General features: G+C 42.7%; 25 protein-coding genes and 1 other annotated feature. All 25 genes read right to left on the bottom strand.

Translation table 11 applies throughout. The features are described from left to right. Nucleotides 1–54 precede the first annotated feature (54 nt). The 25 genes from tuf to epsC all read right to left on the bottom strand — a co-directional run bounded on the left by tuf (nucleotide 55) and on the right by epsC (nucleotide 25,047). A complete protein-coding gene (gene tuf, locus AC1DOK_RS20695; RefSeq protein ID WP_477556222.1) occupies nucleotides 55–1,245 on the bottom strand; it encodes an elongation factor Tu in 1,191 nt (396 codons plus the stop codon). A 106-nt stretch (nucleotides 1,246–1,351) separates the two neighbouring features. After that, nucleotides 1,352–3,427, bottom strand: coding sequence for an elongation factor G (fusA, locus tag AC1DOK_RS20690; protein ID WP_477556221.1), 2,076 nt, complete (start codon nucleotides 3,425–3,427; stop codon nucleotides 1,352–1,354). A gap of 34 nt (nucleotides 3,428–3,461) precedes the next feature. Further along, a complete protein-coding gene (gene rpsG, locus AC1DOK_RS20685) occupies nucleotides 3,462–3,932 on the bottom strand; it encodes a 30S ribosomal protein S7 (RefSeq protein WP_477556220.1) in 471 nt (156 codons plus the stop codon). Nucleotides 3,933–4,000: 68 nt separating this feature from the next. Then, nucleotides 4,001–4,420: a 30S ribosomal protein S12 gene (gene rpsL, locus AC1DOK_RS20680; RefSeq protein WP_477556219.1), complete on the bottom strand. Its 420-nt coding sequence runs from the start codon at nucleotides 4,418–4,420 to the stop codon at nucleotides 4,001–4,003. A gap of 180 nt (nucleotides 4,421–4,600) precedes the next feature. Beyond that, nucleotides 4,601–4,852 carry a ribosomal L7Ae/L30e/S12e/Gadd45 family protein gene (locus AC1DOK_RS20675; protein WP_477556218.1) on the bottom strand — a complete coding sequence of 84 codons (252 nt, stop codon included), beginning with the start codon at nucleotides 4,850–4,852 and terminating at the stop codon, nucleotides 4,601–4,603. Nucleotides 4,853–5,029: 177 nt separating this feature from the next. Beyond that, nucleotides 5,030–8,650, bottom strand: coding sequence for a DNA-directed RNA polymerase subunit beta' (rpoC, locus tag AC1DOK_RS20670; RefSeq protein WP_477556217.1), 3,621 nt, complete (start codon nucleotides 8,648–8,650; stop codon nucleotides 5,030–5,032). Nucleotides 8,651–8,747: 97 nt separating this feature from the next. Then, nucleotides 8,748–12,281 (bottom strand): DNA-directed RNA polymerase subunit beta, encoded by a 3,534-nt coding sequence (gene rpoB, locus AC1DOK_RS20665; RefSeq protein ID WP_477556216.1) that lies wholly within the window; start codon nucleotides 12,279–12,281, stop codon nucleotides 8,748–8,750. 503 nt (nucleotides 12,282–12,784) lie between these two features. Then, entirely contained in the window at nucleotides 12,785–13,381 is a 597-nt protein-coding gene (locus AC1DOK_RS20660) for a class I SAM-dependent methyltransferase (RefSeq protein ID WP_477556215.1), read from the bottom strand. A 122-nt stretch (nucleotides 13,382–13,503) separates the two neighbouring features. After that, nucleotides 13,504–13,866, bottom strand: a complete 363-nt coding sequence (gene rplL / locus AC1DOK_RS20655; RefSeq protein ID WP_477556214.1) for a 50S ribosomal protein L7/L12 — start codon at nucleotides 13,864–13,866, stop codon at nucleotides 13,504–13,506. A gap of 66 nt (nucleotides 13,867–13,932) precedes the next feature. Then, nucleotides 13,933–14,439 carry a 50S ribosomal protein L10 gene (rplJ, locus tag AC1DOK_RS20650; protein ID WP_477556213.1) on the bottom strand — a complete coding sequence of 169 codons (507 nt, stop codon included), beginning with the start codon at nucleotides 14,437–14,439 and terminating at the stop codon, nucleotides 13,933–13,935. 73 nt (nucleotides 14,440–14,512) lie between these two features. Beyond that, nucleotides 14,513–14,670: a sequence feature (ribosomal protein L10 leader region), on the bottom strand. Between the two features lie 67 nt (nucleotides 14,671–14,737). After that, nucleotides 14,738–15,430: a 50S ribosomal protein L1 gene (gene rplA, locus AC1DOK_RS20645; RefSeq protein ID WP_477556212.1), complete on the bottom strand. Its 693-nt coding sequence runs from the start codon at nucleotides 15,428–15,430 to the stop codon at nucleotides 14,738–14,740. Nucleotides 15,431–15,513: 83 nt separating this feature from the next. Further along, a complete protein-coding gene (gene rplK / locus AC1DOK_RS20640; RefSeq protein ID WP_477556211.1) occupies nucleotides 15,514–15,939 on the bottom strand; it encodes a 50S ribosomal protein L11 in 426 nt (141 codons plus the stop codon). A gap of 241 nt (nucleotides 15,940–16,180) precedes the next feature. Continuing rightward, nucleotides 16,181–16,714 (bottom strand): transcription termination/antitermination protein NusG, encoded by a 534-nt coding sequence (gene nusG / locus AC1DOK_RS20635; protein ID WP_477556210.1) that lies wholly within the window; start codon nucleotides 16,712–16,714, stop codon nucleotides 16,181–16,183. A gap of 9 nt (nucleotides 16,715–16,723) precedes the next feature. Continuing rightward, the gene (gene secE / locus AC1DOK_RS20630; RefSeq protein ID WP_477556209.1) at nucleotides 16,724–16,939 is read right to left on the bottom strand and encodes a preprotein translocase subunit SecE; all 216 of its coding nucleotides are present in this window, start codon (nucleotides 16,937–16,939) and stop codon (nucleotides 16,724–16,726) included. A gap of 18 nt (nucleotides 16,940–16,957) precedes the next feature. Continuing rightward, nucleotides 16,958–17,107, bottom strand: coding sequence for a 50S ribosomal protein L33 (gene rpmG / locus AC1DOK_RS20625; protein ID WP_132420682.1), 150 nt, complete (start codon nucleotides 17,105–17,107; stop codon nucleotides 16,958–16,960). Between the two features lie 218 nt (nucleotides 17,108–17,325). Then, nucleotides 17,326–17,697, bottom strand: a complete 372-nt coding sequence (locus tag AC1DOK_RS20620; RefSeq protein WP_477556208.1) for a cupredoxin domain-containing protein — start codon at nucleotides 17,695–17,697, stop codon at nucleotides 17,326–17,328. A 63-nt stretch (nucleotides 17,698–17,760) separates the two neighbouring features. Beyond that, nucleotides 17,761–19,407 carry a b(o/a)3-type cytochrome-c oxidase subunit 1 gene (locus tag AC1DOK_RS20615; RefSeq protein ID WP_477556207.1) on the bottom strand — a complete coding sequence of 549 codons (1,647 nt, stop codon included), beginning with the start codon at nucleotides 19,405–19,407 and terminating at the stop codon, nucleotides 17,761–17,763. A gap of 50 nt (nucleotides 19,408–19,457) precedes the next feature. Then, nucleotides 19,458–19,934, bottom strand: coding sequence for a cytochrome c oxidase subunit II (locus tag AC1DOK_RS20610; protein WP_477556206.1), 477 nt, complete (start codon nucleotides 19,932–19,934; stop codon nucleotides 19,458–19,460). A 63-nt stretch (nucleotides 19,935–19,997) separates the two neighbouring features. Further along, nucleotides 19,998–20,168 carry a cytochrome c oxidase subunit 2A gene (locus AC1DOK_RS20605; protein ID WP_477556205.1) on the bottom strand — a complete coding sequence of 57 codons (171 nt, stop codon included), beginning with the start codon at nucleotides 20,166–20,168 and terminating at the stop codon, nucleotides 19,998–20,000. Nucleotides 20,169–20,414: 246 nt separating this feature from the next. After that, on the bottom strand, nucleotides 20,415–21,062 hold the full coding sequence (sigH, locus tag AC1DOK_RS20600) for an RNA polymerase sporulation sigma factor SigH (RefSeq protein ID WP_477556204.1): 648 nt from the start codon (nucleotides 21,060–21,062) through the stop codon (nucleotides 20,415–20,417). A 120-nt stretch (nucleotides 21,063–21,182) separates the two neighbouring features. Continuing rightward, nucleotides 21,183–21,695 carry an NYN domain-containing protein gene (locus AC1DOK_RS20595; protein ID WP_477556203.1) on the bottom strand — a complete coding sequence of 171 codons (513 nt, stop codon included), beginning with the start codon at nucleotides 21,693–21,695 and terminating at the stop codon, nucleotides 21,183–21,185. Between the two features lie 6 nt (nucleotides 21,696–21,701). Continuing rightward, nucleotides 21,702–22,445: a 23S rRNA (guanosine(2251)-2'-O)-methyltransferase RlmB gene (rlmB, locus tag AC1DOK_RS20590; RefSeq protein ID WP_477556202.1), complete on the bottom strand. Its 744-nt coding sequence runs from the start codon at nucleotides 22,443–22,445 to the stop codon at nucleotides 21,702–21,704. Nucleotides 22,446–22,518: 73 nt separating this feature from the next. Continuing rightward, nucleotides 22,519–22,950 (bottom strand): Mini-ribonuclease 3, encoded by a 432-nt coding sequence (locus AC1DOK_RS20585; RefSeq protein WP_477556201.1) that lies wholly within the window; start codon nucleotides 22,948–22,950, stop codon nucleotides 22,519–22,521. 26 nt (nucleotides 22,951–22,976) lie between these two features. After that, nucleotides 22,977–24,374, bottom strand: a complete 1,398-nt coding sequence (cysS, locus tag AC1DOK_RS20580) for a cysteine--tRNA ligase (protein WP_477556200.1) — start codon at nucleotides 24,372–24,374, stop codon at nucleotides 22,977–22,979. Further along, nucleotides 24,355–25,047, bottom strand: a complete 693-nt coding sequence (gene epsC / locus AC1DOK_RS20575) for a serine O-acetyltransferase EpsC (protein ID WP_477556199.1) — start codon at nucleotides 25,045–25,047, stop codon at nucleotides 24,355–24,357. The genes cysS and epsC overlap by 20 nt, the downstream gene beginning before the upstream one ends. Nucleotides 25,048–25,121: the final 74 nt, after the last annotated feature.

The raw sequence follows: 25,121 nt of genomic DNA, 5'->3' as shown, positions 1-25,121 counted from the left end.
GCTTTATAGGCAATGAGCTTCTTGTCATTACTTAACGCTAGGCGCAAAGTAAAATTATTTAATGATTGTAGCAACTGCGCCTGCACCAACAGTACGTCCGCCTTCGCGAATCGCGAACTTAGTACCTTGCTCAATAGCAATTGGGTTAATCAAATCTACAGTAACTTCGATGTTGTCGCCAGGCATAACCATTTCAGTACCTTCTGGAAGGTTGATGATACCTGTTACGTCAGTTGTACGGAAGTAGAACTGTGGACGGTAACCAGGGAAGAAAGGCTTATGACGGCCACCCTCTTCTTTAGTCAAAACGTAAATTTGTGCAGTGAACTGCGTGTGTGGTTTAACTGAACCTGGCTTAGCAAGACATTGACCACGCTCGATGTCGTTACGGTCAACACCACGAAGCAATGCTCCGATGTTGTCACCCGCTTGAGCGGAATCAAGAAGCTTACGGAACATTTCAACGCCAGTAACTACGCATTTGCGAGTTTCTTCAGCGATACCAACGATTTCAACTTCGTCTTGTACTTTAACTGTTCCACGCTCTACACGGCCAGTAGCAACTGTTCCACGACCAGTGATTGAGAATACATCCTCAACTGGCATAAGGAAAGGCTTGTCTGTTTGACGCTCAGGTTGTGGAATGTAAGTATCAACTTGTTCGAACAACTCGATGATTTTGTCAGCCCACTCGCCATCAGGGTTTTGCAACGCTTCACGAGCAGAACCACGGATGATTGGAGTGTCGTCGCCTGGGAATTCGTATTCGCTAAGCAAATCGCGAATTTCCATTTCAACTAGCTCAAGCAACTCTTCGTCTTCAACCATGTCGCATTTGTTCATGAATACAACGATGTAAGGCACGCCTACTTGACGTGACAACAAGATGTGCTCACGAGTTTGTGGCATAGGACCGTCAGCTGCGGAAACAACTAGGATCGCTCCGTCCATTTGTGCAGCACCAGTGATCATGTTTTTAACATAGTCAGCGTGACCTGGGCAGTCAACGTGTGCATAGTGACGGTTTGGAGTTTCATACTCAACGTGGGAAGTTGAGATTGTGATACCGCGCTCGCGCTCTTCTGGAGCTTTGTCGATTTGATCAAATGCGATAGCTGCGCCACCATATCTTTTGGAAAGAACAGTTGTAATTGCAGCTGTCAAAGTTGTTTTACCATGGTCAACGTGACCGATTGTACCGATGTTAACATGCGGTTTTGTACGTTCAAATTTAGCCTTTGCCATTTTAAACAATACCTCCTTGGGTAAATGAATGTTATTAATTATATAGGCAGGCCGAGATATCCAAATTCTGGTGAATAGGATATAACGACCGGCTTTTGACTAGAAATTACTCGCCTTTATGCTTAGCAATAATCTCGTCTGCAATATTTTTAGGCACTTCTTCATAGTGAGAAAGTTCCATTGAGTAAGTACCGCGACCTTGAGTACCAGAACGAAGTACTGTTGAGAATCCGAACATTTCGGACAAAGGTACTTTACCACGAATGAACTGAGCTCCTGCACGAGAATCCATACCTTCGATACGACCACGACGGGAGTTAAGCATACCCATTGCGTCACCCATGTACTCTTCAGGAACTGTAACTTCAACCTTCATGATTGGCTCAAGAAGGGCTGGATTACACTTGTCTTTAGCAGCTTTGAGTGCCATGGAACCAGCGATTTTAAACGCCATTTCATTGGAATCGACATCATGATAAGAACCGTCTACGACAGTTGCTTTAAGGTCAACGAGTGGGAAGCCAGCGATAACGCCGTTCTTCATGGATTCTTCGATACCTGCACCAATCGGGGCAATGTACTCTCTAGGAATCGCTCCACCGACAACCTTGCTTTCAAAGATAAAGCCGGAACCAGCTTCAAGCGGTTCAAACTCAATCCAACAATGTCCGTATTGACCACGGCCACCGGATTGACGAACGAATTTACCTTCAACTTTAGCGCCATTACGGAATGTTTCGCGATAAGCAACTTGAGGTTTACCCACGTTGGTTTCCACTTTAAATTCACGACGCATACGGTCTACGATAATTTCTAGGTGAAGCTCACCCATACCTGAAAGAATGGTTTGACCAGTTTCTTCATCAGTACGTGCTCTTAATGTCGGATCTTCTTCCGTCAATTTAGAAAGCGCGATACCCATTTTGTCTTGGTCAGCTTTAGTTTTTGGCTCAACTGCGAGGTCGATAACCGGATCAGGGAAGTTCATTGACTCCAAGATAACCGGATGCTTCTCATCACATAATGTGTCGCCAGTACCTGTATCTTTCAAACCAACTGCAGCTGCAATATCTCCGGAGTAAACTTCGGAAATTTCTTGACGGCTGTTCGCATGCATTTGAAGGATACGACCGATACGCTCACGTTTGCCTTTAGTTGCATTGATTACATATGATCCTGATTGCAATACACCGGAATACACACGGAAGAACGTGAGTTTACCAACATAAGGGTCAGTTGCAATTTTAAATGCAAGAGCAGCAAACGGCTCTGAATCGGAAGATTCACGCACAGTTTCTGTACCATCTTCAAGGGTACCCTTGATTGCTGGAACATCAATCGGAGCTGGTAGGTAATCTACAACAGCGTCCATCATCAATTGAACCCCTTTATTACGGTAAGAGGATCCACAGATAACTGGGAAAATTTTAACTTCACATACGCCCTTACGAAGCGCAGCTTTAAGCTCAGTAGTTGTAATTTCTTCACCCTCAAGGTACTTCATTGTTAAATCTTCGTCTAGCTCAGCAACTTTCTCGATGAGTTCGTTACGAAGTTCAGCAACTTTATCCTTGAATTCTGCAGGAATTTCAACTTCTTCGATATCAAGACCTTTATCGTCTCTGAACATGTGTGCACGTTCTTGAACGATATCGATAATACCTGTAAAGTCATTCTCTGCGCCGATTGGAAGTTGAATCGCAACAGCGTTCGCACCCAATTTAAGACGCATTGAATCGATAACATTAAGGTAGTCAGCACCAATGATATCCATCTTGTTAACATAAGCAACACGAGGAACACCATATTTGTCAGCCTGTCTCCAAACGGTTTCAGACTGTGGCTCTACGCCCTCTTTCGCACTAAATACACCAACTGCCCCATCCAACACGCGAAGGGAACGTTCAACTTCAACTGTGAAGTCAACGTGTCCCGGGGTATCAATAATATTGATGCGGTGACCTTTCCATGCAGCGGTAGTAGCAGCGGAAGTAATCGTAATTCCGCGCTCCTGCTCTTGTTCCATCCAGTCCATCGTAGCTGCACCTTCGTGCACCTCTCCGATTTTATGCGTACGGCCTGTGAAGAACAAGATACGCTCAGTAGTCGTTGTCTTACCAGCATCAATATGCGCCATAATACCAATATTACGCGTATCTTTTAAGGAGAACTCTCTTGACATACGTTTGTCTCCTTTCTAAATTGCAAGTATTATCCTACCAACGGTAGTGAGCAAATGCTTTGTTTGCTTCCGCCATTTTGTGAGTATCCTCACGCTTCTTAACAGAAGAACCTGTGCTATTGCTTGCATCGATAATCTCGTTTGCAAGTCTCTCTTCCATCGTTTTTTCACCACGAAGACGAGAGTAGTTCACTAACCAACGAAGACCTAAAGTCGTACGACGCTCAGGCTTAACTTCGATAGGTACTTGATAGTTAGCTCCACCTACACGACGAGCTTTAACTTCAAGAACAGGCATAATGTTCTTAATAGCTGTCTCGAACACTTCCATCGGTTCTTTACCAGTACGGTCTTTCACGATGTTAAAAGCGTTATATAGAATGGATTGTGCTGTCCCTCTTTTTCCATCAATCATGATGCGGTTGATAAGACGAGTGACCAACTTGCTATTATAAATTGGATCTGGTAATACATCTCTGCGAGTAACTGGACCTTTACGAGGCATAGTTATCCCCCTTTCTTTGAAAAATCATCCGTTTGGACGCTATGCATGTCATGCATTAGTCACGGATATTATTTTTTTACTTTAGGACGTTTTGTTCCGTATTTTGAACGGGATTGCTTACGGTTGTTCACACCAGCAGTATCAAGAGCACCACGAACGATGTGATAACGTACCCCTGGTAAGTCTTTAACCCTACCACCGCGGATCAATACCACGCTGTGTTCTTGCAAGTTGTGACCGATCCCTGGGATGTAAGCTGTTACCTCGACACGGTTAGTCAAACGTACACGGGCATATTTACGAAGAGCCGAGTTCGGCTTTTTCGGAGTCATTGTACCTACACGAGTACAAACACCGCGCTTTTGTGGAGCACTAAGATCCGTAGCTTCTCTTTTCAAGGCATTAAAGCCTCTTTGAAGAGCTGGGGATTTTGATTTAACCACTTTCGCTTGGCGTCCTTTACGTACTAATTGGTTAATTGTTGGCATTTCGCCACCTCCTCTCTAATAATAGAACCATTTCAATGCTATTTTGTTGACGATAGTTGAACACTTCAAGGAGAAGTGATCTCGGCGATAACAAGCCCACAGATCCAGGCGAGTCGTAAAAGAGCAAAGAGAAAGTTTTTGCCTTGGGCTTCGAACCCCTTTGACAAAAACAGTTCTGGTTTATTCGATTACGATTGCCACCATAGCTGTGCCTACATCGATACCACACGCTTTACCAAGCAACTTCATGGATTCTACGTAGTCAACTTCAACTCCAAGTTTAGAACAAAGAGCTGCCATTCTCATCGTCAATCGCGGATCTGCATCATTCGCCATAATAACTAATTGCGCTTTACCTAGCTCAACAACTCGCGTTGCTTGCTTTGTGCCAATGCTTAATTGCTTTGCCTGCTTCACCTTTTCGTAAGACATGGATGAAATCCCCCACTCAAAGTTTCGCATAAATAACGATCAACCCTAGGCACACTCAAGTATGATAACATTTCAGGCCAAGTGTGTCAAGAATAGATATTGAAATTTATCTCGTAAATATAAAACACCGTCCACACACATCAAGCGTAATGGACGGTGTTCTTGTTATTCAACAAACTATTCGACAGCTACCGTTTCTTTCTCAACTGAATCGGATTGCTGAAGGTCATCATTCGGTGTTGTAATTCGGATGTTGCGGTAACGAGGCATACCTGTACCCGCTGGAATTAGTTTACCGATAATAACATTCTCCTTCAGACCAAGCAATTGGTCGACCTTACCTTTGATTGCTGCATCCGTCAAGACACGAGTTGTCTCTTGGAACGAGGCTGCAGATAAGAAGGAGTCTGTTTCAAGTGACGCCTTCGTGATACCTAATAGGATCGGTTTAGCGACCGCTGGTTCAGTACCTGCGAAAAGTGCCACTTTATTTGCTTCTTCATATTCATGCATGTTAACGAAGGCACCAGGCAATAGTGTGGTATCACCAGCATCAACAATACGGATTTTACGTAACATTTGGCGAATCATAACTTCAACGTGCTTGTCGTTGATTTCAACCCCTTGGTTACGGTAAACGCGTTGAACCTCTTGCAGAATGTAGTTCTGCACCCCACGGATACCTTTGATGCGTAGCATCTCCTTCGGATCGATCGAACCATCAGTAAGCTCGTCACCTGCTTCAATATGCTGACCAATTGTTACACGAACACGCGAACCGTATGGTACAGGATATACGCGGGATTCTGCTTCACCTTCAACTTCGATTTCGCGACGATCTTTCGCTTCGCGAATATCTTTGACAACACCATCAACTTCAGTAATGATCGCTTGACCTTTCGGATTACGAGCCTCAAATAGCTCCTGAATCCGCGGCAAACCTTGTGTAATATCGTCTCCGGCAACGCCCCCGGTATGGAACGTACGCATCGTAAGTTGTGTTCCTGGCTCACCAATCGATTGTGCAGCAATAATACCAACTGCTTCCCCAATCTCAACATGTTGACCAGTCGCAAGGTTACGACCATAACATTTCTTACACACACCGTGTACAGAACGGCAAGATAGAACAGAACGGATCTGTAGTTTCTCTACGCCTGCATCAACGATTGCATTTGCCTCATTAGCTTCAATTAATTCATTGCGGCCAATGATAACTTCACCTGTTTGAGGATGACGGATTGTTTCAAATGCATAACGTCCTTCAATACGGTCAAACAAGTCTTCAATAACTTCTTTACCATCTTGAATCTTGGTGACAGTAAAGCCTTTATCTGTTCCACAATCATCTTCGCGAACGATAACGTCTTGTGCAACGTCAACCAGACGGCGAGTTAGGTAACCAGAGTCAGCTGTACGTAACGCTGTATCGGCTAGACCTTTACGCGCACCATGCGTCGAAATAAAGTATTCTAAAACCGTTAAGCCTTCACGGAAGTTCGACTTAATCGGTAATTCGATAATTTTACCAGCCGGGTTGGCCATTAGACCACGCATACCGCCGAGCTGTGTAATCTGAGATTTGTTACCCCGTGCTTTAGACTCAACCATCATGTTGATTGAGTTATATTTATCGAGGGATTTCATCAAGATATCTGTGATTTCATCCTTCGCTTTACTCCAAATACCGATAACACGGTCATACCGCTCATCATCTGTAATTAGACCACGACGGTATTGCTGCGTAACTGTACGAACACTTTCTTCTGATTTTCTAAGGATTTGATCTTTCTCCTCAGGTACGACTACGTCAGAAACGGCAACAGTAATTCCCGCTTTTGTCGAGTACGTAAATCCAAGTTCTTTGATTTTATCCAGAATAACCGAAGTCTCTGTTGTATGGTATTTACGGAAGCATTCTGCAATTATCGTTCCTAAATAATCTTTACCTACCGCTTTACACTCCGGTGTATCGGCCATCATTGCACGCAGGTCTGCACCTTTGTCGAAGGCAAAATACTGATCAGGTGTACCATACAGTAAGTTTGTTTTAGTAGGTTCATTGATAAACGGCAGATCTGCAGGGAAGATTTCATTGAAAATAACTTTCCCAACCGTTGTAATTAACATTGCTTCTTGCTGACGTTCAGTAAAGCATGTTTTGTTCAGTGCTTTTACTGGGATAGCAATACGAGCGTGAAGCGCTGCTTTACCACTTTGGTAAGAAGAAACTGCTTCATTGACAGTACGTACAATTGCACCGCTGCCTTTGGCTTGCTTGTTGTCCATCGTCAGATAGAATGATCCTAGAACCATATCCTGTGAAGGTGTTACAACTGGCTTACCGTCTTTCGGGTTAAGAATGTTACCTGCTGCAAGCATAAGAAGACGAGCTTCAGCTTGAGCTTCGGCAGATAGTGGTACGTGAACGGCCATTTGGTCACCGTCGAAGTCAGCGTTATAGGCTGTACATACGAGCGGATGCAGCTTGATCGCGCGACCTTCAACAAGAATCGGTTCAAATGCTTGAATACCGAGTCTGTGAAGCGTTGGTGCACGGTTAAGTAGAACCGGATGTTCACGAATCACTTCTTCAAGAACGTCCCATACATCTGGAGATACACGTTCTACTTTGCGCTTCGCACTCTTAATGTTGTGTGCTAGGCCTTTATTAACAAGTTCTTTCATTACGAAAGGCTTAAATAATTCGAGTGCCATTTCCTTCGGTAATCCACATTGGTACATCTTCAGGCTCGGTCCAACAACGATAACGGAACGGCCGGAGTAGTCAACACGTTTACCTAGTAAGTTCTGACGGAAGCGTCCTTGTTTACCCTTCAGCATATGGCTGAGAGATTTAAGAGGACGGTTACCAGGTCCAGTAACTGGACGGCCACGACGACCATTGTCGATAAGCGCATCGACAGCTTCTTGAAGCATACGCTTCTCATTCTGTACGATGATATCTGGTGCGCCTAGGTCTAGCAAACGTTTCAAACGATTGTTACGGTTGATTACACGGCGATACAGGTCGTTAAGGTCAGAAGTCGCGAAGCGACCGCCATCCAGCTGTACCATCGGGCGAAGCTCAGGAGGAATAACAGGAAGAACATCAAGGATCATCCAGTCAGGATGGTTCTTGGAGTTACGGAATGCTTCCATAACTTCTAGACGCTTGATCGCACGATTACGACGTTGACCTTGAGCCGTTTTCAACTCTTCTTTGAGTCGATCTACTTCACGATCAATTTCGATATCCTGTAATAGTTTCTTAACTGCTTCAGCACCCATTCCTGCTTGGAATGCATAACCGTACTTTTCGCGGTAAGAGCGATATTCCTTCTCCGAAAGCAATTGTTTTTTCTCAAGTGGTGTGTCACCGGGATCAGTTACAACATAAGAGGCAAAATAGATGACCTCTTCAAGTGACCGTGGTGACATATCCAAAGCAAGACCCATACGGCTTGGAATTCCTTTGAAATACCAGATGTGCGATACAGGAGCTGCTAATTCAATATGCCCCATGCGTTCGCGGCGCACCTTTTGACGTGTTACTTCGACGCCGCAGCGATCGCAGACAACACCTTTGTAACGCACGCGCTTGTACTTGCCGCAATGACATTCCCAATCTTTCGTCGGTCCAAAAATCTTCTCACAGAACAAACCCTCTTTCTCCGGTTTCAGTGTTCTGTAGTTAATTGTTTCCGGCTTCTTTACTTCTCCGCGGGACCACGAACGAATTTTGTCAGGCGATGCCAGACCGATTTTCATAAACTCGAAGTTGTTAACGTCCAACAAGGAGCAACCCTCCTTAAAGTTATGGTGACTTTATAAAGAGGAAACGGCATCACCATACGTTTAAAGGTGAGCACGTTTCCTTAGTAATTAAGACAGCTTACTCCACTCCGACTTCGGCGCCCTCAAGATTCAAATTGAGCTTATCATTCACAGCGTCTTCGTCATCATCGGATTCTTTCATTTCAATTTCTTTCTCATCGCCTGATAGGATTTTGACGTCCATACCTAAGCTTTGTAACTCTTTGATAAGAACCTTAAACGATTCTGGTACACCAGGCTCTGGAATGTTCTCACCTTTGACAATTGATTCATATGTTTTCACACGACCAACAACGTCATCGGATTTAACAGTCAGAATTTCTTGAAGTGTATAAGCCGCACCGTATGCCTCAAGCGCCCAAACTTCCATCTCACCAAAACGCTGTCCACCGAACTGCGCTTTACCGCCGAGAGGTTGTTGTGTAACGAGTGAGTATGGTCCAGTTGAACGCGCATGGATTTTATCATCAACCATGTGCGCAAGCTTGATCATATACATAATACCAACGGTAACTTCACGCTCAAACTCTTCACCTGAACGTCCATCGTACAAGATTGTCTTACCACTGCGTTGCATGCCAGCTTCTTCCATCGAGTCGAATACATCATACTCACTCGCTCCATCAAATACTGGTGTAGCTACATGCAATCCAAGTTGCTTCGCAGCCATACCAAGGTGAACCTCGAGCACCTGTCCGATGTTCATCCGTGACGGAACCCCTAGTGGGTTAAGCACGACTTCTACCGGTGTTCCATCCGGCATAAATGGCATATCTTCCTCTGGTAAAATGCGAGCAATAACCCCTTTATTACCATGGCGTCCGGCCATTTTGTCACCTTCAGAAATCTTACGCTTCTGAGCAATGTAAACACGCACAAGCTGATTAACACCTGGTGGCAATTCATCACCGTTCTCACGAGTGAACACTTTCACGTCAACAACAATACCATCAGTACCGTGTGGCACGCGTAAGCTTGTGTCACGAACCTCACGTGCTTTCTCGCCGAAAATTGCATGGAGCAAACGTTCTTCTGCAGTAAGCTCTGTAACACCTTTAGGAGTTACTTTACCAACAAGAATGTCTCCTGCGCCAATCTCAGCTCCGACACGAATGATTCCACGCTCATCTAAATTCTTGAGTGCATCTTCACCGACATTCGGGATATCACGTGTTATTTCTTCCGGTCCTAGCTTCGTATCACGAGCTTCGGACTCATATTCTTCAATATGAATAGACGTAAACACGTCTTCTTTCACTAATCTTTCACTTAACAGGATCGCATCCTCATAGTTATAACCTTCCCAAGTCATGAATGCTACGACTACGTTACGTCCTAGAGCTAATTCACCCTGTTCTGTTGATGGACCATCTGCGAGGATATCACCTACGCGAACAATATCACCTTTGTGAACGATCGGACGCTGATTAATGCACGTACCTTGGTTAGAGCGCATAAACTTATGCAACTTATGTTTTATTAAATCACCTGATACTAGACGACCATCTATCGATTGTTGACGACGAACCACAATCTCATTACCAGAAACGCGCTCAACAACACCATCATGCTTGGAAACGATACAAACTCCCGAATCCTTCGCTGATTTGTGCTCCATGCCTGTACCTACTAATGGCGCTTTAGGAATCAGTAATGGAACAGCTTGACGTTGCATGTTAGAACCCATGAGCGCACGGTTGGAGTCATCGTTCTCTAAGAACGGAATGAGCGCCGTTGCCACGGATACAACTTGTTTTGGAGAAACGTCCATATAATCCACACGTTCAGTTGGTAAGATTAAGTTCTCATCTTTGAATCTGACAATAACCGTTTCATCTGCAAACTTACTTTCTTCAGTAAGTTCCGCATTCGCTTGCGCGATAACGTAGTTGTCCTCTTCGTCTGCTGTTAAATACGAGATTTTCTCCGTAACAATACTTGTTTTCGGATCTACCCAGCGGTATGGAGCTTCGATGAAGCCATACTCATTGATTCTCGCAAATGTAGACAATGAGTTAATCAAACCAATGTTCGGACCTTCCGGCGTCTCAATCGGACACATACGACCATAGTGAGAGTGATGGACGTCACGCACTTCAAAGCCTGCGCGCTCACGCGTCAAACCACCGGGTCCTAGTGCAGATAAACGACGCTTATGCGTTAATTCTGCTAGCGGATTCGTCTGATCCATAAATTGCGACAATTGAGAGCTACCAAAGAACTCTTTAATAGAAGCAATAACCGGTCTAATATTAATCAATGCCTGTGGCGTAATGACGTTAGCATCTTGAATAGACATACGTTCACGAACAACACGTTCCATACGAGACAAACCAATACGGAATTGATTCTGTAAGAGTTCACCTACTGAACGCAAACGACGATTACCAAGATGGTCAATATCATCGGTACTACCGATTCCATGCAACAGGTCAACGAAATAGTTAATTGATGAAATGATATCTGCTGGCGTAATATTCTTGATAGATTTATCAATAACACCATTGGAAATCACTTTTACAACTTTGCCATCTTCAATTGGAGAGAAGACTTTGATCGTTTGAATTGGAATGTCCGCATCAATGATGCCATTAGGCACACGATAGTCTTGTTTACCTACACCGTTCTCTAAAGAAGGTAGGATTTGATCAAGTAGTCTACGATCAATTAACTGACCAGACTCTGCAATGATTTCCCCTGTATCTGGATCATACAAAGTCTCCGCCAATCTTTGATTGAATAGACGGTTCTTAATATGAAGCTTCTTATTAATTTTATAACGACCAACGTTCGCTAAATCATAGCGTTTTGGATCAAAGAAACGTGCGATTAGAAGAGAACGCGCGTTATCAATCGTAGGTGGTTCACCTGGACGTAGACGCTCGTAAATCTCGATTAATGCTTTTTCTGTTGTATCGGTATTATCTTTATCTAGCGTGTTTTGAATAAACTCGTCTTCGCCGAGCAATTCTAAGATTTCTGCATCTGATCCGAAGCCCATCGCTCTAAGAAGAACAGTAACTGGAATCTTACGCGTACGATCAATACGCACATAAATAATGTCCTTCGCGTCTGTCTCTAATTCGAGCCATGCTCCACGGTTAGGAATGACAGTTGCTGTGAACGTTTTCTTCCCGTTCTTATCAACTTTTGTGTTATAATAAACACTCGGAGAGCGAACCAATTGGGAGACAATAACCCGTTCGGCACCATTGATAATGAACGTTCCGGTTTCAGTCATGATTGGGAAATCTCCCATGAACACTTCTTGTTCCTTCACTTCACCGGTTTCTTTGTTGATAAGACGCACTCTCACTCTCAGTGGAGCTGCGTATGTGACATCACGCTCTTTAGAGTCATCGACGCTATACTTAGGTTCGCCTAAGTTATAATCGATGAACTCGAGCACAAGATTCCCCGTAAAATCCTGAATAGGGGAGATATCTTGAAACATTTCTCGAAGACCTTCGTCCAAAAACCATTGATATGATTTTTGTTGAATTTCAATCAGGTTCGGAATCTCAAGTACCTCATTGATTCGTGCATAAGTCCTGCGTTTACGTCGACCAAACTGAACCAGATGTCCCGCCAAGTTCATTCACCCCTCGAGTCTAATCAATATCTTATAACAAGAAGAAACTTCTCCACTTCCGATGATCGGACGGATGAGCTTCTTAAAGTTATTCCGAATTTATGAGCAGCGCTAATAAATTCATATAACTAACAAAACACTAAGAAATGACTTCGTCATCCTTGCTAAGGACTGATTTTTTCCAAATGAATAAGAATAATCATACAGGTTAAACCTATATTTTCTTATTCATGAAGAAAAGCTTCTATCGAAGCCCTCTTGATGTTGTCGTGATATCCTTGCATATGGATGGAATAATTTTACACTCATCTTGTTAGATTTGCCCAAAAAAACAAGTATATACGTTTAAGCTTATTATTATATACCTTCTTGTCGAAAAGCACTTGACATTTCGTTAAATGAAGACATATAGGGCAATTTTAATGCTGACATTTTTTAATAATACCATATTGAAAAAGTCAAGTCAAATTATTTCCACCATACAACATTTCCCGAATGCCCGATTATCTTGTTGCTTTAAAGATTCGATAGCCTTTATCTTTGGTTACCTCTTCTACTTCGCCAAATAATTCTTCTAATTTAGTATAAGCAGAGGGAGCACCTTGCTTTTTCTGAATAACAACCCATAACGAGCCACCATCAACAAGCACTTCTCTAGCTTCTGTAAAAATCCGATGAACCGTATCTTTACCTGCGCGAATCGGTGGATTAGTAAGTACGACATCGAACTTCCTATCTAGGACAGTTGATAGAGCGTCACTCTGCTGAATGATCACATTATGAATCTCGTTCGAACGAGCATTCAGCCCTGCTAACTCAAGTGCCCTTTGGTTGATGTCAACCATCGTAACTTTACCACTCGAAGCGATCAACGCTGCACTTAGACCAATTGGTCCATAGCCACAACCTACATCAAGCACATTAGCATCGTTAGATAACTCCATCGTCTCAATTAGCAGCTTACTACCATAATCAATGCCCTTCTTAGAAAATACACCTGCATCTGTCGTGAATTTAAACTTTCTACCACGCAGAACTTCTTCGACAATATGTCGCTCACTTCCCACTGTTGGCTTCTCTGTATAATAATGCTCCGACATTAGCAACCCTCCTTCGAACCTTTCTTTCAAAAATTGTAGATCCTTTATGTAATATATCTAATCCACTTTTGAAAGAAAGCAAACCCCTTAGGTTGCCCCAAGAGGTTTGCCGTTTATCTATATTACTTAACTTCTACAGCTGCGCCAGCTTCTTCAAGCTTAGCTTTTACTGCTTCAGCATCTTCTTTAGATACTTTTTCTTTTACTGCTTTAGGAGCGTTGTCAACTAGTTCTTTAGCTTCTTTCAAGCCAAGACCAGTGATTTCGCGAACCACTTTAATTACGTTGATTTTTGAAGCACCAGCGTTTGAAAGGATTACGTCGAATTCGGATTGCTCTTCAGCTTCAACAGCTGCGCCGCCTGCCATTACAGCTACTGGAGCTGCTGCAGTAACACCAAATTCTTCTTCGATTGCTTTAACCAAGTCGTTTAATTCTAATACTGTCATGCCTTTGATGGCTTCCAAGATTTGTTCGTTGCTCATGGTTATACCTCCATTGTTATATTAATTCATTTTTTTAAAATTCATTAGACTACACGGTAATACGTATTACGCTTGTGCGCCTTCTTGTTTCTCTGATACAGCTTTAACCGCAAGGGCGAAGTTGCGAACAGGAGCTTGAAGGACGCTGAGTAGCATGGATAGAAGACCTTCTCTGGAAGGTAGATCTGCCAGTGCTTTGATTTGAGTTAAATCAACAACTTTACCTTCAACCACGCCACCTTTAACTTCAAGTTTGTCGTTTTTCTTCGCAAACTCAGTTAAAATTTTGGCAGGAGCTACTACATCATCTTTACTGAATGCAATCGCTGTTGGTCCTGTCAAGTATTGATCCAAATCAGTTAAATCAGTTGTTGCTGTTGCGCGGCGAAGCATTGTATTCTTAAGTACTGCGAATTCAATACCTGCTTCACGCAAAGATTTACGAAGTTGCGTTACTTGCGCTACATTCAATCCACGGTAATCCGTTACGATTGCGCATGAGCTAGCACGAAGCTTCTCCGCTAATTCACCAACCAATAGTTCTTTCTCAGCTAAAACTTTTGCATTTGCCATTGTTACACCTCATTTCAATCGCATATTCATTTGCCTTACAGCAAACTTATCTGTCTTCGGCATTTCTCGTGCCTGAGCAATAAGAAATGCCTTCGCAGACAATACGAAGGCATGACGTTTCCCTCTCGACTCACCATAAGGCAAGCCGATCGGAATTTATATCACAACACCTCGGCAGGGAATTAAGCTTGTTAAGGCACCTACTGTCTACGGTCTATATATTCAATCTCACAACATTAGCTAGATTATCATGACTAACTATGAAAGTCAATCACTATCCTTTAATTGGAATGACAACCTATCTGAATGATTGCAAATTCACGTGAACGCTTGGTCCCATAGTTGAGGAGATCGCAACGTTCTTCAGGTATACACCTTTAGCCGCTGCAGGTTTCGCTCTAACTAGAGCATCCATCAAAGCTTTGAAGTTGTCTTGCAACTTGTCAGCATCAAAGGAAACTTTACCAATGCCTGCATGAATTTGTCCTTGTTTGTCAAGGCGGTACTCGATTTTACCTGCTTTAATCTCTTGAACAGCTTTAGTAACGTCGAAAGTTACAGTACCTGCTTTAGGGTTCGGCATAAGGCCTTTACCACCAAGCAGACGACCAAGCTTACCAACTTCACTCATCATGTCAGGAGTTGCTACGCAGACATCAAAATCGAACCAACCTTGTTGGATTTTATTAATCATATCTTGATCGCCAACGAAGTCTGCTCCAGCCGCTTCCGCTTCTTTTGCTTTGTCACCTTTGGCGAATACAAGTACGCGTTTTGTTTTACCAGTTCCGTGTGGCAATACAACTACACCACGAACAGCTTGGTCTTGCTTTCTTGGGTCAACGCCCAAACGAACAGCGATGTCTACAGTTTCGTCAAACTTAGCTGATGCCATCTTTTTAACTAATTCAATCGCTTCTTGTGACTCGTATAGCGTTTCAGCTAATACTTGTTTGGAAGCTTCGATATATTTCTTACCATGCTTAGCCATTTGTGTTCCTCCTTTGTGGTATTAACGGGGAGCCCTCCCACTGATTCGGCAACTAATTGCCGTCGTTCCTATTGTAAACTAAATTAGTCTACGATTGTGATGCCCATGCTACGAGCAGTACCTTCAACCATACGCATTGCAGCTTCAACAGATGCAGCGTTTAAGTCAGGCATTTTTTGCTCAGCGATTTCGCGAACTTTATCGCGTTTAACTGTTGCTACTTTCTTCTTGTTTGGTTCACCAGAACCCTTAGGGATACCAGCGGAAACGCGAAGTAAAACAGCAGCAGGAGGAGTTTTCGTAATGAATGTAAACGAACGATCCTCAAATACTGAGATTTCAACTGGGATAATTAGTCCCGCTTGATCTGCAGTTCTCGCATTAAATTCCTTACAGAAAGCCATGATGTTAACACCTGCTTGACCGAGTGCCGGACCAATTGGTGGTGCTGGATTCGCTTTACCTGCAGGAACTTGCAACTTAACTAATTTAATAACCTTCTTTGCCATGTGAGACACCTCCTTGCAATAGTGTGGTAAAACGGGATCATGCTGAGTCCCTCCCACCGGGGAAACGACCACGACGTTCATTAAGAACAATCGCATTTCTTAAGGTGACGTTCAGAATTCAACGAGTTAACCCAGATAAATTCTGTTTCACTGAAAAAGCCTACTCCTCTTGCAGGAACAGGCCCAGCAGAAACCTCATATATTAGAATTGCCCAACCTGACGGAAGGATGCATTTCTAAACTATAGCTTCTCCACTTGATCGAAATCTAGCTCAAGTGGGGTTTCCCTGCCAAACATGTTGACATGGACCTTTAACTTGCTCTTATCAAACAAAATTTCCTCAACAGTTCCAACAAAGTTTGCAAACGGACCAACTTTAACGCGAACCGTTTCCTTAAGACTAAACTCAACCACCGGTCTCGGCTCTTCCATTCCCATATGCTTGAGAATAGCTTCCACTTCTTCCGGATGTAGTGCTGTTGGTTTAGAACCAGAACCTGTAGAGCCGACAAAACCAGTAACGCCAGGCGTATTACGCACAACGTACCAAGAATCATCCGTCTGTACCATCTCGACAAGCACATAGCCAGGATAGACTTTGCGCATTACAGATTTCTTCTTCCCGTCCTTGTTCACGATTTCTTCTTCCATCGGAACGAGCACGCGGAAAATTTTATCCGTCATGTCCATGGATTCCACACGTTTCTCCAAGTTAGCTTTAACTTTGTTCTCATACCCCGAATAGGTATGAACTACGTACCAACTTTTCTCCATTGAATTCACCTATAGATCCATAATATAACGCACAAGATTACTAATCCCTAGGTCGAGTAGGAAAAAATAGATAGCGACAACGGCGATTGTGCCAACTGTCACCAGAGTATAACTCGTTAACTCTTTACGGCTTGGCCATTTTACCTTTTTCAGTTCAGCACCGCTGTCTTTGAAAAAGCCAAAACTAGATGAAAAGCCTTTTTTGATATTCGCTAAGAAAGACACAAACTACACCCCCACATACTACCTGGTCTCACGATGGCCGGTATGTTCATTGCAATATTTGCAATATTTTTTCAGTTCCATACGGTCTGGATGGTTGCGCTTATTTTTAACGGATGTATAGTTTCTTTGTTTACAATTCGTGCACGCCAGTGTAATGAATACCCGCATGTTGTACACCTCCCGAGACATACTCCAATTTCTGCCCCGTTTAAGTGCATCATAAAGAAGCGTTTTACAGGGCTACCTGCAATACTTTATCATATGTCATATTGCATGTCAAGCGAAACATTGCCCACGCATCCTAGTGTTTCATTCTAAATATTTTTTATACAACAAAGGTGAATCGCCTATTAATAATAGGACAATCCACCTCGTAATTTGACCCTTTATTCTACTATTAACTTACCAACCATGGTACCATGACCATTACCACACATAATTGAACATTTGAATTCAAACGTACCTGCTTTATCAGCTACAAATTCTTTTGATCCCGGCTTATCTATCTTTACTTTAAAATCCGCGATTTCAACGCCATGCATACCTTCTTTATTAACGAGTGTCAATTTAACCTTATCACCTTTTTTAACTCTGATTTCTTTGGGTTCCCAATCAAAATTAGTGCCTGTCAATGTAATCTCTTTCACTTCGCCAGATGTACTCCCCGAACTGGCTCCCTCTGATTTACTACCGCACGCACTAAGTACAGACGCTATTATAAATACGGACACAACTAAAATTGCTAATTTTGTTCTCATGGGTAAACCCCTCCAAATTTCAATGTATGTTTAATAGAACTTTAAACCAGTAATACTAGCTAATCACCAAGTCTTGAAGCCTGGTGAGCCCACAGTGTCACCGCCAATCATACCTATGACCGGAATTGAATATGCAACTAGGATTAGAACTACAGTTACACCAATCCATAACCCCCAACGTTCGAGAACCTTAGGTGTCTCTCCAGATTGTTCAGAAGCCTCTGCAATTGGGTATTCTTCTGTCTCACCATGAGCCGAACGCATCAATGCAACGATATTATATATCATCAGAATGACACCAATGAATAGGATTACGCCACCAATGGCCATAGCCACATGATAAGGAATCCATCCAGCAGCTTCTGCGCTACCGTTATAGTCAGTACCTGCAGTACGACGAGGAGATCCTACTAATCCAACCCAGTGCATTGAACCTGACATGAACAGCATACCTACACACCAGGTGAGGGTTTGGATGATCCCTAGTTTATTGATCTTCTTGGTTAGTGGTCTACCGAGCATAATCGGGATTAACCAATAGACAATTCCAAAGAATGTTAATGCAACACTTGTTGCAACTGTTAAATGGAAATGACCTGTAATGAACAGCGTGTTATGAACAACAGCGTTCATTTGATTACTCGCGTTAATTACTCCACCTGCACCAGCTGGGATAAATACCAACATGCCAACGAATGGTGCAAAGAACCTTACATCACCCCAAGGCAAGAACTTTAGCCAACCGAACAGTCCTTTGGCACCCTTGGATCTGCCATACATTTCGAATGTTGCGAACATTGAGAATGCAGTCATTAATGAAGGAACAATAACCATAAAAGTTAATACAACCTGTAGATACTTCCAGATCGATGAAATCCCTGGTTCCATCAACTGATGATGAAATCCGACTGGAATTGAGAATAGAATAAACAAAATAAATGATAATCTAGCTAACGAGTCACTAAATATTTTGCCGCCGATAATTTTGGGAATAACGACATACCAGCAAATATAAGCAGGTAACAGCCAGAAATACACAAGCGGATGTCCAAAGAACCAGAATAACGTACGACTAAGTAATACATTGACCGTCTCTACCCACCCAAACGACCATGGAATGAGCTGTAAAACAACTTCTGCCGCTACCCCTATGGTTGCAACTTGCCACAGAATCATTGTTGAGACAGCCATAAAGGAGAAAAGAGGCGAGAGCTTATTACTATTGGCTTTGCGCCAAGCACGGTACTGAACAAAAATACCAAACCCACTCATCCAGCTTCCTACGACCACTAATGCCAAACCGATATAGAAATAAGGTGAAGCTTTCATTGGTGCGTAGAAAGTATAAAGAACAGTAGCTTGTTTGGTCAGAATACAGATCGTTCCCATTACAGTTCCGATTGACATCAACCAATAACCTATCCATCCAAGCCTACGAGCTACCGGAAGCAGCTGCCCTCCGAGTGTTGAGGAAATACCTGAATATAAAAATCCTATGATAAAGTAAGTCGTGAAAATAAGTGCCATTAACACACCATGCGCAGTCAACAACTCGTAATAACCGATTAAGGAAGGCAGCGTGATCATATTCCCTTTAACAAGCCCTTGTAATACACCTGCAATTCCGCCTATTAACAGTGCACCGAATGCGAATAAAATATGAGCCAAGACGAGCTTTGCATCTTTTGGATCAAAACGTTTATCCTTCATAGCGAAAATCTCCCTCTAAAAAGTATTGAATGTGCTCGTTTGCAGGACATTTACTTCACGATAATTCTTGCTTGCATAACCTCATGTCCAGTTCCGCAGTATTCATTGCACAGAACGAGATATTCGCCCGGTTTGTCAAATTTATAACTCAGATGATTAACTTCACCTGGAGTTACCATCATATTGACTGTTGTTCCTACAATTTCAAACCCATGAACAACGTCTTTACTCGTTATATTGAACATTACAGTTGATCCTACTGGAACTTCCATCTCTCCTGGATCAAACGAAAACAAGTACGCTGTCATATTAGCTTCATACAAATTATCGCCTGCTTGAACAAGTCCCGGTTTATCGAATGGTGGTGTCTTATCCACCTTAGTCGGATCTACTTTGCCATGCTGACTATCACTTGTCGGCGGGTTCATCCCCATTGCAAAACCAGAGATGCCAACAATAGCTAGAAACAGAATGAGCATAGCCATACCAATTGAAAGCCAAATTTTCTCTAAACGATGAATATGCATATTTCCCCCTCTTTCTCCTAAATGACGTTTGCCAAATCCAAGCAAGATACTTATCCGAGATGATTAGGTTCGATAAACAAACAAAACGAAGACAAGTAACCATGTAATTAGAATGACACCGCCGACGATCAATACCGATACAAATGTGCCTTTAAGAGATGGCTCACTATCCATACGCTCCTGCTTTGGTATAATCACTGTTTGCCCTTGTTCCTTGATTACTGGTTCCCCCATACAGGCACCTCCCAAAATATTCCTATTGATGCCATTATTCTATCACCCGAGCAATTTTGTCCAAAGTGATATTTATCACAACCACAACTCTTAATTGTTACATTATTGTTAATTATCAAATAATTTAAATCATTCTCACCACATAACTAATTCGACAATCGCCGCCCTTATTTCCATTTCAAAACACAAAAAAACAAGCAACTTCAAAAGAGTTGCTTGTTTAACTATGATTTATTTTTATAGAATTTAAACCAAATCCCTAACTTCTAAATATCGTTCGAGTTTGCGTTTCACACGTTGTAAAGCATTGTCGATAGATTTCACATGACGATCCAGATCGACTGCAATTTCCTGATAGGAACGTCCATCTAGGTAAAGCATCAATACCTTGCGTTCAAGATCACTTAAGATTTCACCCATCTTATCTTCAAGTCCAATGAACTCTTCTTGATTAATAATAAGTTCCTCTGGATCAGAGACCTTAGACCCACAAATGATGTCGAGCAGCGTCCGGTCCGAATCCTCATCATAGATAGGCTTGTCTAGAGAGACGTATGAATTCAGCGGAATATGCTTCTGTCTAGTAGCTGTTTTGATAGCTGTAATGATCTGCCTAGTAATACATAGCTCTGCAAACGCTTTAAATGACGCGAGCTTGTCCCCGCGAAAATCACGAATTGATTTGTACAAGCCGATCATACCCTCTTGTACAATGTCCTCTCGATCCGCACCTATTAGGAAATAAGAACGAGCTTTCGCCCGAACTAAGTTACGGTATTTATTAATTAAGAATTCAAGCGCTTCACTATTGCCTTGTCGGACAGCTTCCACAATATCTTCATCCAACGCGAGATCATAAACGCTTATTCTCGACTCTTTGAGGTCGACACCCATTATAATCCCTCCGGCTCGTGAAGCTTGAAAAATTTACAAAATTTAAGATAGGTTCAGTATACATGAAGAAAACTGACATCGTCAACGGGGTCAATTACAAATTTTACCGTAAAAGCAGGATTATTCCCCTCTTCTCATCCTTTCAAACCATTCTTTTGTCGCCGAATTCATGTTTTTGTCAAACGTATTTCGTTCCGGTTTAAGGTCACGCGCAATTTGGGTCTGTATCTCTTTGCGACTATGTTTAATTTTGGTCAAAAGCTCGCCCGCAGTGAGACGTAGCGCGCCTTTGCCGAAAATAACGTGCTGCTCAATCATATCAGATGTTGCTACGTATACTTGTTTACGCCTGCCAATTAAGTCTGTTACAAGACGTTCAATGAGCTCGTCCGCCGTCTCTTTTTCCTTGGTATAAAGAACACTTAATCTACTCTGTAAATATTTTTTGCCAAGGCCTGGAACTTGGTACGCATCAAACACTAAATACGTCTTCATTCCGGAGTAAGATTGGAACTCTGCTAGTTGATGAATGAGCACATTACGCGCTTCTTCCAAGTTGTAATCCTTTAATTTTTGCAAATCTGGCCAAGCACCAATAATGTTGTAGCCATCAACAACCAAAAACTCCTGCATTATGCATCAGCTCTGCTTACGCTGCCGAACAACCTCATACATCAGCACACCAGCCGCAACAGAAGCGTTCAGCGAGTTGATTTTTCCTTGCATAGGTAGCTTAACAAGAAAGTCGCACTTTTCTTTAATAAGACGGCCAACTCCCTTAGCTTCATTCCCGATAACGAGTGCGATCGGCATTGCAAAGTTACTGCGGTATACGTCATCTGCTGCACTAACGTCCGTTCCCGCTACCCATACTCCACATTCCTTCAGCTTATCGATCGTTTGTGCAATATTGGTGACTCTCGCTACAGGAACATATTCTACTGCTCCAGCGGAAATTTTAGACACAGTTGCAGTAAGCCCGACCGACCGGCGTTTCGGAATAATGACGCCATGTACGCCAGTACAATCTGCAGTACGAAGAATTGAGCCGAGATTATGAGGATCCTCAATCTCATCTAGGATCAGAATAAACGGATCTTCGCCGCGTTCACGAGCCGCTTCGAGAATGTCATCGATCTCGACATAATCATAAGCTGCAACTTGGGCAACGACTCCCTGATGTTGTAACCCTTCTGCCATCGTATCGAGCTTACGCTTGTCCGCAAACTGTACAATAATGCCATGCAGCTTCGCTTCTGCAACGATTGGCTGAGTGAGCGCCTTCTGAGCGTTCTCTGCAATCCATATTTTATTTATGGTTCTCCCTGCCTTCATTGCTTCTAGGATCGAATGCTTACCACCAATAAATTCTTCTTCAGACATAATTAGAACCTCCTTTAAGTTTGTGAATACAAGTCTTGCGTTAGCAAAACTACTTGGAACGCATACGCTTATTTTAATCCTGCTGAATTAATAAATTGAGCAATTCTCGTAAACGAGCGTGTTCACCTTTGTAATGCAAATAACCAATTAAACACTCCATAGCTGTTGAGTGACGATACTCAAGAACATCCGCATTCTTGGGAATAGATCCAGACTTAGCATTACGTCCCCGGCGGACAACGTCTTGTTCTTCTTCAGTAAGCAGTGGCATCCATTTCTCTAACGCCTTCGACTGTGCTTTTGCAGAAACAAATTGCGTCGATGCACGGTGCAAGAAGTTGGGCCGCTGATTCGGTTGTGAAATCACCACTTGCCGAATGAACATTTCAAATACTGCATCACCAACATAAGCCAGCACTAATGGGTGAATTAGTGCTGGGTTCTTATCTGGTGAATAATATAATAAACTCATATCCTTCATTACATCTACCTTGTTATCATCCATAGTTAGGCCTTCCATTCAATCTTCATTTATTTGCGGCGCCAGCGAATTCCTTGTGGAGTATCCTCTAAGAAGATACCTTTTTCCGTCAATAAATCACGAATTTCGTCAGCACGCGACCAATTCTTATTCTTACGCGCATCGATCCGCTCTTGAATCAGAGCTTCGACTTCTTCATCTAATAAATTACCGTTCTCCGCCGGTAGTATACCTAGTACAACATCAAAAGCTTTAAATGTTTGCAGTAAGCTTTCGAGTGTTTCTACTGTTACCCGCTCCCGGTTTAAATAAATATTCGTTTCCGAAACAAGATCAAATATCGCTGTAATCGCATCAGGCGTATTGAAATCATCATTCATTTTAGCTTCAAAATAAGTACTAATCTCTTGAATCCGCGCTGCAACTTGCTCATCAACAGGTCCATTCATTGCAATCGACAACCGATGCTCAAGATTTGTTATTGCATTCCAGATGCGATCTACCGAGCTGTCTGCCTGACGAACGGTTTCCTCACTGAAATTAAGCGGATTCCGATAATGTGCATTCAGCATAAAGAACCTTAGCGTTTGCGGGCGTACCTGCTGGCGAATATCTTTAAGCATAATAAAGTTACCGAGCGATTTCGACATTTTTTCATTATCCATATTGATAAATGCATTATGCATCCAATATCTTGCCATTGGTTTACCTGTGACTGCTTCAGATTGAGCAATTTCACATTCATGATGCGGGAAAGCTAGATCCTGTCCGCCACCATGAATATCGATCGTTTCGCCCAGATACTTTTGGACCATTGCTGAGCATTCAATATGCCAGCCTGGACGCCCTTCTCCCCAAGGAGAGATCCAAGAAATTTCACCGGGCTTAGCACCTTTCCAGAGCACAAAGTCCTGCGGACTTTCTTTGCGCTCATCTACTTCAATCCGAATTCCATACTGTAGCTCATCTAAGTTCTGATGGGATAGCTTGCCGTATTCATCAAACTTGGTCGTACGATAATAGACATCGCCGCCATTTGGATATGCGAATCCCTTTTCCACCAGTTTCTCAATGAATGAAATAATAGCATCAATGTTATCCGTTACACGAGGATGATCCGTTACTGGATTAATGCCAATGGCACTTACATCTTCTAAGTACGCCTGAATAAACCGCTCTGCAAGCTCATTAACGCCCTCGCCCGTTTCCTCTGCAGCACGAATGATCTTATCATCCACATCTGTAAAATTGACAAGATACGTAACATCATAACCTATATAAGTTAAATATCTACGTACCACATCAAAAAAGATCGCAGGTCTAGCGTTACCGATATGAATGTAATTGTACACCGTAGGTCCGCAGACGTACATTTTCACCTTACCTTGCTCTAGGGGAACAAACGTTTCTTTTTGCCTTGTCATCGTATTATAAATTTTCAGAGTCATGCTTTATTGCGCCTCCATTCTTTTGTCTCTCAGCAGCAAGTTGATGTTGTAATTCAACCACTTGTTCTTTAACTCTATCAAGCTCACTAGTCAAATTTCGACATATATCTATAATTGGATCTGGCAGATCACCATGATTCAATCGATTAATACGTACACCATCGCGCTTAACAATCCGCCCAGGGATACCTACAACTGTACTGTTTGTTGGCACTTCCTTAAGCACGACTGCGTTAGCACCAATCCGTGAATTATCACCTACACTGAATGATCCAAGCACTTTAGCCCCTGAGGAAATCACGACGTTATTACCGATTGTTGGATGACGCTTGCCTTTCTCATTCCCCGTACCGCCGAGCGTGACACCTTGATATAGGACAACATCATCACCAATTTCACAGGTTTCACCAATCACAATTCCCATCCCATGATCTATAAAGAGCCTCTTGCCAAGACGCGCACCAGGGTGGATTTCGATGCCTGTAATAAATCTAGATGCCTGTGAGATCACACGAGAAATAGTGAACATTCTTTTCTTATAGAACCAATGTGCAAATCGGTGATGCCAAATCGCGTGTACGCCAGAATACGTAAATATAATTTCAAATGTACTGCGAGCCGCTGGATCATTCTCATACACAGCTTTAATATCCGATTTTATTGTGTCCCACATTAGTGACTCCCCCTACAATCAACCACACGAATTTATGATCTGAAGGATATAAATTCTATAACAACAAAAAAGCC

This window comes from Paenibacillus sp. P5_B5 (assembly GCF_056400365.1).
This window is presented reverse-complemented; position numbering and strand designations above follow the sequence as displayed.

Coding starts and splice junctions, on each gene's coding strand:
- rpsG (WP_477556220.1), bottom strand. CDS start 3,932: ATGCCTCGTAAAGGTCCAGTTACTCGCAGAGATGTATTACCAGATCCA.
- AC1DOK_RS20595 (WP_477556203.1), bottom strand. CDS start 21,695: ATGCAGGAGTTTTTGGTTGTTGATGGCTACAACATTATTGGTGCTTGG.
- AC1DOK_RS20620 (WP_477556208.1), bottom strand. CDS start 17,697: ATGAGAACAAAATTAGCAATTTTAGTTGTGTCCGTATTTATAATAGCG.
- AC1DOK_RS20605 (WP_477556205.1), bottom strand. CDS start 20,168: ATGGGGGAACCAGTAATCAAGGAACAAGGGCAAACAGTGATTATACCA.
- rplA (WP_477556212.1), bottom strand. CDS start 15,430: ATGGCTAAGCATGGTAAGAAATATATCGAAGCTTCCAAACAAGTATTA.
- AC1DOK_RS20660 (WP_477556215.1), bottom strand. CDS start 13,381: ATGTCGGAGCATTATTATACAGAGAAGCCAACAGTGGGAAGTGAGCGA.
- cysS (WP_477556200.1), bottom strand. CDS start 24,374: ATGACTCTGAAAATTTATAATACGATGACAAGGCAAAAAGAAACGTTT.
- AC1DOK_RS20585 (WP_477556201.1), bottom strand. CDS start 22,950: ATGGATGATAACAAGGTAGATGTAATGAAGGATATGAGTTTATTATAT.
- AC1DOK_RS20610 (WP_477556206.1), bottom strand. CDS start 19,934: ATGCATATTCATCGTTTAGAGAAAATTTGGCTTTCAATTGGTATGGCT.
- rpmG (WP_132420682.1), bottom strand. CDS start 17,107: ATGCGGGTATTCATTACACTGGCGTGCACGAATTGTAAACAAAGAAAC.
- tuf (WP_477556222.1), bottom strand. CDS start 1,245: ATGGCAAAGGCTAAATTTGAACGTACAAAACCGCATGTTAACATCGGT.
- nusG (WP_477556210.1), bottom strand. CDS start 16,714: ATGGAGAAAAGTTGGTACGTAGTTCATACCTATTCGGGGTATGAGAAC.
- rplJ (WP_477556213.1), bottom strand. CDS start 14,439: ATGGCAAATGCAAAAGTTTTAGCTGAGAAAGAACTATTGGTTGGTGAA.
- rlmB (WP_477556202.1), bottom strand. CDS start 22,445: ATGTCTGAAGAAGAATTTATTGGTGGTAAGCATTCGATCCTAGAAGCA.
- rpsL (WP_477556219.1), bottom strand. CDS start 4,420: ATGCCAACAATTAACCAATTAGTACGTAAAGGACGCCAAGCGAAAGTG.
- AC1DOK_RS20615 (WP_477556207.1), bottom strand. CDS start 19,407: ATGAAGGATAAACGTTTTGATCCAAAAGATGCAAAGCTCGTCTTGGCT.
- epsC (WP_477556199.1), bottom strand. CDS start 25,047: ATGTGGGACACAATAAAATCGGATATTAAAGCTGTGTATGAGAATGAT.
- rplL (WP_477556214.1), bottom strand. CDS start 13,866: ATGAGCAACGAACAAATCTTGGAAGCCATCAAAGGCATGACAGTATTA.
- fusA (WP_477556221.1), bottom strand. CDS start 3,427: ATGTCAAGAGAGTTCTCCTTAAAAGATACGCGTAATATTGGTATTATG.
- AC1DOK_RS20675 (WP_477556218.1), bottom strand. CDS start 4,852: ATGTCTTACGAAAAGGTGAAGCAGGCAAAGCAATTAAGCATTGGCACA.
- rplK (WP_477556211.1), bottom strand. CDS start 15,939: ATGGCAAAGAAGGTTATTAAATTAGTTAAGTTGCAAGTTCCTGCAGGT.
- sigH (WP_477556204.1), bottom strand. CDS start 21,062: ATGGGTGTCGACCTCAAAGAGTCGAGAATAAGCGTTTATGATCTCGCG.